Raw genomic sequence first — 8,812 nt, 5'->3', positions numbered from 1 at the left:
CGCTTTGATGACAACCCGCAACGCCGAAGTGCCGGCCAAAAGGTAGTCCGCCTCTTGGTCAGAGCTGACAAGCTGGCATAGACGACTGTTGGCCTGGACTAGGTCGCTGGCATAGGTGCCCAAAAGTTCTAGGGCCTGCTCCTCTTGGGAATCGCTGACGTAGGTTACTTTGGCTACTGTGGTACCATCAGTGGCCCGCCCTATCAAAACAGCAACCACGCCCGGAAGGCCGGCGATGTGCTGTTCAATCACGCTGCTGAGGGTTCGGATAGCCATGATCTGACTCCTTCCTGCGGCTACATGGGATAGCTTAAATGCACGTACATGCACGTACTATCCCATGTACTTATTCTACCAAAATGGATCAGATGCTTCCAGACAAATCTCCCGGCCGGCTTAGCTCCAGGGATCCCAGTTCTCGTGAAACTTGCCTTCCAAGATGGCCTGGCGCATTTTCTGCATGTAGCGCACTAGCTCAGTGATGTTGTGGATAGAAAGCAGAGTGTAGCCCAGGATCTCTTGCGCGCGGATGAGGTGGCACAAGTAGGCTCGGCTGAAGTGGCGGCAGGTGTAGCAGGGACAGTCGGGATCGATGGGATCCAGGCTGCGGCGGTGCTCGGCATTTTTGATGTTCCAGCGTTTGCCCCGGCTGATCACCGTGCCATGGCGGGCATAGCGGGTGGGGATCACGCAGTCAAACAAATCCACTCCGGCGGCCACGGCGGCCCGCATCTCTGCATAGGTGCCCACCCCCATGAGATAACGGGGGCGATCTGCGGGCAAAAGGGGAGCGGTCTGGCGCACCACCGCGTGCATGAGCTGCACCGGCTCTCCCACACTTACCCCGCCGATGGCATAGCCCGGCAGATCCAGCCGACAGACTGCCTCCGCTGCTTGTCGGCGCAGCTCAGGGTAAACTCCCCCCTGCACAATGCCAAACAAAGCCTGATCTGAGCGACGATGGGCTTTCACGCACCGTTTCAGCCACTGGGTGGTTCGCCGCACCGCTGCTTCCACTTCCTCAGGGCTGGCAGGGTAGGGCGGGCACTCGTCGAAGGCCATGATCACATCGGCACCCAAGGCATTTTGAATCTGGATGGATAGCTCTGGGGTGAAGTGAATGATGCGGCCATCGAGAGGAGAGCGGAACGTCACTCCCTCCTCGTTGATTTGGCGAACGGCGCTGAGGCTGAAGACCTGGAAGCCCCCTGAGTCGGTAAGGATGGGGCCCGACCAGCCCATAAAGCGGTGCAGCCCCCCTGCTGCTTGAATGATGTCCTCGCCGGGCTGTAGGTGCAGGTGATAGGTGTTGCTGAGAATAATATGGGCGCCCGTTTCCTTGAGCTGGGCCGGGGTGAGGGTTTTCACGTTGGCCAAAGTTCCCACCGGCATAAAACAAGGAGTAGGGATCCCACCGTGGGGGGTGACGAAGTATCCCGCCCGCGCTTGGGTATGGGGGCAGGTGCCCTCGCAGGTGAAGGTAAAGTCGGCCAAGGTCAGCGTTATCGGCTTTAATCTTGTGCGCAGCAGAGCTTAGCACAGATAGAGCCGCCGGCAAGGGATCCCTTTTGCCAGCCTTGACAGGGATCCCCTGCTTTGGGCACACTTGTAGATCGCCGCGGAACTGGCGGAATGGTAGACGCGCTAGATTCAGGTTCTAGTGGCAGCAATGCCATCGGGGTTCAAGTCCCCGGTTCCGCATCTAAGTACAGCTAAGATCTCTGGCTTCACCTCTACTTCCTCTTACAGAGTCAGCTCCTTTTCAATTTGAGCCAGCTTAATACGGGCAAGGGCCAGGTTTCCTTTCTCTCGATCCAGGGCCAGATAGAAAAACAAGCCAGGTATATTCCTGAGTAGATACATCAGGTGGTACTGAGTCTCCAGAATGATAAGTATCTCTTCAATTCTGTCAGTGAATCCAAGGGACTCCGCAACTCGCATCTTAGCGCGGATCACCTCTGTGTTTCCGGCAACAGCCAGCTCTAGATTAGCTTCGGGAAAGGCAGGGCTGTTGGTACCCTTGTATCCCAGGCACATCCCGGTTTTCCAATCCCCCAGTGCTACCCCCAAGGCACCATCAATGCTCAAGGCCTTTACCAGGCTATCTTGGAGCTTTTGCATAGCTAAAGCTATTCTCCTTTTGCCGAGCTTGTGGTATCATGCTAGGCCCTTTGTTAAAAAGTTTCAACCTGAAGTTCCCATACGAACGATAGGAAATAGCCTGGTCATCTTAACTAACACCATAGATTGGAGTTTATTGTATCAATCTTCCCTGGCTTTGACACCAGTACGAATGTCGAGACTGAGATCCGACCAGCTTTTTTCTCTTCTGCCTACAGCGGATCTGGATAGGTCAGGTCTGGGCCTGTAATTTTGCCTCGTCTGACGGAGCTGCTGAGCAGGGCGAGAATGCAGACAGCTCATCCAGCAGGAAGCGGGCTTGGGGATCGGATCCCTGTAGCTTCCGGTGGAGAGGCTTGGAAGTTATGCTGGGGTTACCTCTTTTACCTTGAGACTATCGACCTCCGAGATCGGTGGATCGGGATCCCTTTCTCTCCGCTTAGTTTGACCTATGCCTAAGGCCCCCCTCCCTCCCAACGAAGAGCAGCGGCTGGCTGCCCTGCGGCAGTATCAGATTCTCGATACGGCACCTGAAACTGCCTTTGACGAGATCGTCCGCCTTGCCGCCTACATCTGCGGCACGCCCATTGCTCTGGTCAGCCTTGTCGACGAACACCGCCAGTGGTTTAAAGCCAAATTCGGCGTCGATGTGCAGGAGACTCCCCGGGATGTGGCCTTCTGCGCCCACGCCATCTTGTCGCCTAAAGAGCCGCTGGTGGTGCCCGATGCCACTCAGGATCCCCGCTTTGCCGATAACCCGTTTGTCGCTCAAGAGCCCCACATTCGCTTTTACGCTGGCATTCCCTTGGTAACTCCAGAAGGGCAGGCCCTGGGCACGCTTTGCGTTGTCGATTATCAGCCTCGGCAGCTTAGCCCGGAGCAATTGGAGCAGCTCAAGGCCCTGGCCCATCAGGTGGTGGCCCAACTGGAGCTGCGCCGTACCTTGAGGGAGCTGGCCAAGACCCCCCTGCTGCCGGCCCAAAGGTCAAAGGAGGACAAGTCTGCCCGTAAGAGCGGATTTCTTTTCAAGGTTGGCGCTGGTTTTGGCCTGGCTGCCCTGATCTTGGCAGGGATCGCCTACTCCGCCCACCGCGCTGCTTCCCGTCTGCCCCAGATCAACAGGGAGGTAACCCAGCTTCTAGAAGAGCACGAGGTTCTAGAGAAGCTGCTAAGAGAAGTGCAGGCCGCAGAAGTCCACAAGCGCAGCTATCTCCTTACAGGCAATGCGAGCTTCTTACGGAGCTATCAGACAAGCACCGATTCGCTGTTTGCTCTTCTGGATCGGCTACAGGAATTTGCGGCCTTGGATCCCGTGCAGCAAGAGCACCTGAGCCGGCTAGAGCTGCTGCTGGCGCCGTGGCTGAAACTCAACCATGATTTGATTGAGCTGAGGAAGCAAGGGGAGCTATCTGCGGTTCAAGAAGCGCTGCAAAGTCAGGAAGAGGAAAAATTGAGGCAGCGGATTGTCGACGTGGTAGCGTCGCTAGAAGAGGAAGATCACCGCCGGCTGCAGCAAAGTAGCGATCAGTTTCAGCTAGCCTGGAGCCGCACCAATGTCATCCTGCTAGCGGGTCTAACGTTTACCTACTGCATCTTGGCTGCTGTTTACTCCCTCATTCGCCGGGAGACTGCCGAGCGGGAAGAGGCAGAGCGAGCCCTTAGGCAAGAGCGGGACTTTACCAACGCAGTTATCGATACAGCAGGGGCGCTGGTGGTGGTTCTGGATCCTGAGGGACACATTTTGCGCTTCAACCGCGCTGCCGAGCAGCTTTCTGGCTACTCGCTGGCAGAGGTCAAGGGCCGGCTGCTATGGGACTTAGGTTTGATCCCACCGGAGGACGTGCCCAGTGTAAAGCAAGCTTTTGAACAGCTCAAGGGCAACTATTCCCTCTTTTTGAATCGCCATGAGAACTTTTGGCACACCAAGCAAGGGGCACTGCGGCTTATTTCTTGGTCTAACACCGCCCTAATCAACGCTGCCGGCGAGGTGGAGTTTGTCATGGGCACCGGCATCGACATCACCGACCGTAGGCTGGCGGAGCTAGCCCTAAAAGAAAGTGAAGAGCGCTACCGGGATCTCTTTGAAAATGCCACTGACCTCATCCAAAGCGTGGATGCCGAAGGGCACTTTTTGTATGTCAACCGCGCTTGGAAGGAGACCTTGGGCTACGACGAAGCTCAGGTCTATCAGATGACCCTCTTCGACATTCTCCATCCCGACTGCCGGGAGCACTGCCAGGCTCTTTTCCAGAAGCTTCTAGCAGGGGAGAAACTGGAGAGGGTAGAGACAGCTTTCCTCACGGCCAGCGGTGAAACCGTTTGGGTGGAGGGCAATGTCAACTGCCGCTTTGAAGATGGAGTGATGGTGGCTACGCGGGGCATCTTCCGCAACATTACCGAGCAGAAGAAAGCGGCAGAAGAATTGGAGCGGCAAAACCGCCGGGCTCAGTTGCTAGCCAATCTCAGCTTGAAGATCCGCGAATCTTTGGATATCGCCGAGATCCTAGAGACGGCGGTAACAGAAATCCAAGCCCTGCTCAAAGCCGACCGAGTCTTGGTCTACCGCTTCCAGCCGGATGGTTCTGGGATCATCTCCAACGAGAAAACTCAGCCGGGGATCCCCTCCTTGCTGGGAGAGGTGATCGAGGATCCCTGTTTTCAGGAAAAGTACGCCCAGCTCTACAGCCAGGGCCGCGTTCGCGTTGTTAGCGATGTGGAAAGTGAAGGACTGGAGCCTTGTTACCTAGAGCTGCTGCAAAAAATGCAGGTCAGGGCCAACTTGGTGGTGCCGCTGTTTTTGGAGCAGCAGTTGTGGGGGTTGTTGCTGGCCCACCAGTGCTCTGGCCCGCGTCAGTGGCAGCCGTTTGAGATGGAGCTGCTGTCGCAGTTGGCCAACCAAATTGGCATTGCCCTCACCCAGGCAGCCCTTTTGGAACGGGAGAGAAAGCGCAGCCTGGAGCTGGAGCAGGCCCGCAAAGCAGCAGAGCAGGCTGCCCAGGCCAAGAGCAGCTTCTTAGCCACCATGAGCCACGAGATCCGCACCCCCATGAACGCGGTGTTGGGGATGACGGGCCTGCTGCTGGAGACCCCCCTCAATGCAGAACAGCGGGACTTTGTAGAGACCATCCGCGTCAGCGGCGATGCCCTGCTCACCCTCATCAACGACATCCTGGACTTCTCCAAATTGGAGGCCGGGGAAATGGAGCTGGAGATCCTGGATTTCGATCTCCGCTCGTGTCTGGAAGAGGTGGCGGATCTGTTTGCCCCCACTGCCCACGCCAAGGGATTGGAGCTGGCGGTGCTCATGCCACCGGAAGTGCCGCGCTACCTGCGGGGAGATGCCTCGCGACTACGGCAAATCCTCAACAATTTGGTAAGCAACGCCATTAAGTTCACCCACCGAGGAGAGGTGGTGATCCAAGCAGAGGTGCTGCAAGAAACCGCTACCCATGCCCACCTCAAGCTCTCGGTGAGAGATACCGGAATCGGGATCCCGGCGGCGGCGCAGAGCAAGCTGTTTCAACCGTTTAGCCAGGTGGATGCCTCTACTACCCGCAAATACGGAGGTACGGGACTGGGCTTGGCCATCTGCAAACAACTGACAGAACTGATGGAGGGAACCATCTCGCTGCAAAGCCAGGAGGGACAGGGCAGCACCTTCAGCGTCGAGCTGACTCTGGAGCGGCAGCCCTACGTCCAGCAGCTTTCCCAGCCTTCTGCTCGTGTCCCGGTGGATTTGCAGGGCAAGCGGCTGTTGGTGGTGGACGACAATGCCACCAATCGCAAGATCCTGCGCTGCCAGGCCACGGCTTGGGGAATGGTGGTGGAAGAGGCCGAAAATGCCTATCAGGCTATGGACAAACTGCGCCAAGCCGTTCGCGAGGGCAGACACTTCCCCCTGGTCGTTTTGGATATGCAAATGCCGGAGGTGGATGGGGAAACCTTGGGCCGCTGGATCAAGGCAGATCCGCAACTGGCCGAGACGCAACTGGTGATGATGACCTCCCTGGGACTGGGGGAGCACTCCCGCCGCGCTGCCGAAATCGGCTTTGCCGCCTACTTGGTTAAGCCGGTAAAACAAAGCCGTCTGCAGGAAGCGCTGGTCATGGCCCTGGGGAAATCTTCTGGCCTCTCCACCTCTCTTTTGGGCATTGGCCCCCCTCTCTCTCAGACGACGCCTATGGCCGACCGACCCCAGCAGTCCCTGCGCATTTTGCTGGCAGAGGATAACCCCGTCAACCAAAAGGTGGCTTTGCGCCAGCTCGAGAGTTTGGGCTACAAGGCCGATGTGGTGGCCAATGGTCAGGAGGTGTTGGATCTCCTGCAGAAGGTCAGCTACGACCTCATTCTTATGGATTGTCAGATGCCGGTGATGGATGGCTACGAGGCCACCCGCCGCCTACGCCAACAGGAACGGAGATCCGGCCACCGCACAGTGGTGATTGCCATCACGGCCAACGCCATGCAGGAGGATCGGGAGCGCTGCTTGCAGGCAGGTATGGACGACTATCTCAGCAAGCCGGTGCTGAAGGAAGATTTGGAAAGGGTGCTCAACCACTGGAGCCAGGTGATTGCCCAGTCTGCAGCAGGATCCTCCAATGGATCCGCTTCTGAAGCAGCTTCTCCAAGCTCCCCCGGTAGGGACAGGGATCCCTCTTCTCCCACCTTGCCCTATCCCATCGACTCTGCCTATCTGGATCAGGTTTCCGGCGGGGATCGCGGGTTTCAGCGGGAGCTGCTGCAGGTGTTCATCCAAGATTGTGAAGACCAGCTGCCGCAATTACGCCAAGCTATTGCCGGTTGCAATGCAGAAGGAATGCGGCGGATCGCCCATCGCCTCAAAGGAGCCAGCTCCAACGTGGGAGCTAATGCTTTTTGCCAAGTGGTCCGCGAGCTGGAGCACTTGGGGGTAGCGCTGGCCCAGCAGGGATCCCAAGGTGATCATGAATGGGCACGGGCTCTGCAGGCCCCAGAAGACCTAGAACGCATCTTGGCTGATATCCGCCAGTACTTGCGAGATCTGGAAGGATAGATTCCAAAGGCTCGGCGCCGCTTCCGCGGCCACCCCCTCTCCCGGGGAGTTAGGAAGCAATGCAGCAGAAATTTTCATGCCTGTTGCATTCGGAAGCGATGCAAAAGCCTGGCCGCAGCCAGGCCTGTAAAGATCTACAGCAAAGATCTACAGCAGTGTCTTGGGTCTACTGGGATTACATCAGACCAATTTGAGAGAGGATCCCTTGGCCGGTCAGCAACTCGGTCGCAACGCCAATCACAAAGCCCAGCATTGCCAAACGGCCATTCCACTTTTCGGCGAAGGTAGTGAAGCCGAACTTAGCTTCTTGGTTCTCCATGGTTTTAGCTCCATCAACGGGTGACATCTTTAATGTGGCTCAGATATTAAAAAGTGTCAAGTTTTATGTCGAGAGCTAACAAGGGATCCCTAGCTGCTTTTCACGGTTGTCCAGAGGGCGTCGATGAGGCGCAGCTCTTCCCCTGACAGCACTTTAAGGTAGGTGAGTTTGGCAAGGGCCTCTTCGTCAGGGTAGATGGCCGGGTTTTGCCGATCTTCTGGGTTGATCATGGGCAGAGCTGCAGCGTTGGGGGTGGCGAAGCGGTTGTGGTTGCTCAGTTGAGCGCCGACTTCAGCATCCAGGATGAAATTGATGAAGCGATTGGCCAGCTCGGGGTTGGGGGCCTGGGCGGGAATGGCCATTACATCCAGCCAAATGTGGGCACCCTCGCGGGGGACAAAATAGCCGATGTTGGGGTTTTCTTCGGCAGCTTGCAGGGCATCGCCGCTGTAGACGATGGCTACATTGGCCGTTCCAGAAACCAGTTGGTTTTTGCCCCCCACGCCCCCAATTAGGCCGGCACTGCGGCGCTTGGTGTCGATCAAAAGCTGCTGGATCTGCTGCAGTTCGGAGCGAACGGTGGTATTCATATCGAAGCCCAGGTAAACGGCAGCGGCACCGATCATGGATCGCATCTCATCGATCATCACAAAGGGGCCATACTGCTGCTGCGGGTCGAAAATCAATCCCCAAGAGCGTTCAAAGTTTTCGGGCAGGCGGTCTTTGCGGTAGCCAATGCCGGTGGTGCCCCACTGATAGGCGGCGGTGTAGGTGTTTTCTGGATCAAAGGGCAGGCCGACAAATTTTTCGCCCAGGTTGCTTAGGTTGGGGATCAATTCTTTGTTGAGAGGCTGCAGCAGTCCCAGCTCCAACATGTTGGGCACAATGTAGTCGGTGGGAACAACAATGTCGTACTGGCTGGTGCCTCCCCCCCGCAGTTTGGCCACCATGTCTTCGTTGGATTCGTACACGCTGACCAGCACGCGGCTATTGGTGGCTTTTTCAAAGGCGGTGAGGATGTCGGGATCGATGTATTCTGACCAGATGTAGAGGTTGAGGGTCTGCCTCTGGGCAGAGGTAACGTGGGGCCAAAACAAAACCAGGACAAGCACACAGCAGAGTAGGGTTGTAGCCGAGGCAATCCACTTTTTCATGAGATTTCTCCGACTGTGAAAAGTTGAAAACATCGTATCTGCTTTCATCCCCCAGCCGGCTACACCCGCGGCTAGGGGGCACGCCTTGGGCAATCGCCAAGCCCCGCAAACTCCGGTTGAGGCTTGGGTACTCACCCTTGTTTCCAAGACAACACCCAAACGGTATCAACGCCTCCGCGAGCGATC

5 protein-coding genes, 1 tRNA gene and 1 pseudogene are annotated in these 8,812 nt (G+C 56.9%); 2 read left to right on the top strand and 5 right to left on the bottom strand.

Annotated elements, in window-relative coordinates:
• Together NW815_RS12625 and tgt are read right to left on the bottom strand one after the other, a co-directional pair.
• Positions 1–276 (bottom strand): annotated as a pseudogene (locus NW815_RS12625) (hypothetical protein); the annotation flags it as partial.
• 120 nt (positions 277–396) lie between these two features.
• Positions 397–1,506, bottom strand: coding sequence for a tRNA guanosine(34) transglycosylase Tgt (gene tgt, locus NW815_RS12620; RefSeq protein ID WP_414388827.1), 1,110 nt, complete (start codon positions 1,504–1,506; stop codon positions 397–399).
• Positions 1,507–1,618: 112 nt separating this feature from the next.
• On the opposite strand from tgt, the gene NW815_RS12615 reads away from it, so the two are divergent.
• Positions 1,619–1,701, top strand: a tRNA-Leu gene (locus tag NW815_RS12615).
• Positions 1,702–1,743: 42 nt separating this feature from the next.
• On the opposite strand, the gene NW815_RS12610 is transcribed toward NW815_RS12615, so the two are convergent.
• Positions 1,744–2,121, bottom strand: a complete 378-nt coding sequence (locus NW815_RS12610; protein ID WP_414388824.1) for a hypothetical protein — start codon at positions 2,119–2,121, stop codon at positions 1,744–1,746.
• A gap of 451 nt (positions 2,122–2,572) precedes the next feature.
• Between NW815_RS12610 and NW815_RS12605 the strand changes: the two genes are divergently transcribed.
• Positions 2,573–7,153 carry a GAF domain-containing protein gene (locus NW815_RS12605; RefSeq protein WP_414388825.1) on the top strand — a complete coding sequence of 1,527 codons (4,581 nt, stop codon included), beginning with the start codon at positions 2,573–2,575 and terminating at the stop codon, positions 7,151–7,153.
• A 175-nt stretch (positions 7,154–7,328) separates the two neighbouring features.
• Here NW815_RS12605 and NW815_RS12600 read toward each other — a convergent pair whose 3' ends face one another.
• Positions 7,329–7,499 carry a chlorophyll a/b-binding protein gene (locus tag NW815_RS12600; RefSeq protein ID WP_414331192.1) on the bottom strand — a complete coding sequence of 57 codons (171 nt, stop codon included), beginning with the start codon at positions 7,497–7,499 and terminating at the stop codon, positions 7,329–7,331.
• A gap of 62 nt (positions 7,500–7,561) precedes the next feature.
• Positions 7,562–8,626, bottom strand: a complete 1,065-nt coding sequence (locus tag NW815_RS12595) for a spermidine/putrescine ABC transporter substrate-binding protein (RefSeq protein WP_148202683.1) — start codon at positions 8,624–8,626, stop codon at positions 7,562–7,564.
• Between the last annotated feature and the right edge of the window lie 186 nt (positions 8,627–8,812).

This window comes from Synechococcus sp. R6-7 (assembly GCF_047461695.1).
Classification (GTDB): domain Bacteria; phylum Cyanobacteriota; class Cyanobacteriia; order Thermostichales; family Thermostichaceae; genus Thermostichus.
This window is presented reverse-complemented; position numbering and strand designations above follow the sequence as displayed.

Bases quoted from the DNA above. Each gene is read 5' to 3' on its own strand.
- NW815_RS12610 (WP_414388824.1), bottom strand. From the start codon at position 2,121: ATGCAAAAGCTCCAAGATAGCCTGGTAAAGGCCTTGAGCATTGATGGT.
- NW815_RS12605 (WP_414388825.1), top strand. From the start codon at position 2,573: ATGCCTAAGGCCCCCCTCCCTCCCAACGAAGAGCAGCGGCTGGCTGCC.
- NW815_RS12600 (WP_414331192.1), bottom strand. From the start codon at position 7,499: ATGTCACCCGTTGATGGAGCTAAAACCATGGAGAACCAAGAAGCTAAG.
- NW815_RS12595 (WP_148202683.1), bottom strand. From the start codon at position 8,626: ATGAAAAAGTGGATTGCCTCGGCTACAACCCTACTCTGCTGTGTGCTT.